At 64.6% G+C, this 325-nt stretch carries 1 pseudogene; it reads right to left on the minus strand.

The window, feature by feature from the left end:
• A pseudogene (locus EN804_RS35785) lies at window positions 1-325 on the minus strand (3-deoxy-7-phosphoheptulonate synthase); the annotation flags it as partial.

Genomic DNA, 325 nt, shown 5'->3' on the forward strand with positions numbered 1-325 from the left:
TTTACGTCACGACGGGCGCGCACGGCAGCAGCCAGTCGCTCCAGCACCGTCACCGTGGTATCCCAGTCGATGCAGCCATCGGTGATGCTCTGCCCGTAGACCAGCGGCTGGCCTTCCACCAGTTCCTGGCGGCCACCGACCAGATGGCTCTCGATCATCACGCCGACGATGCGTTGTTCGCCCTCTTCCAGCTGAGCGGCGATGTCGTCGATCACCTTCGGCTGGTTTTCCGGGTTCTTCAGGCTGTTGGCATGGCTGGCATCGATCATCAGCCGGGTCGGCAGCTTGGCCTTGGCCAGCACCTGGCAGGCCTCGCCGACGCTGC

This window comes from Mesorhizobium sp. M8A.F.Ca.ET.161.01.1.1 (assembly GCF_004792105.1).
Classification (GTDB): Bacteria; Pseudomonadota; Alphaproteobacteria; order Rhizobiales; family Rhizobiaceae; genus Mesorhizobium.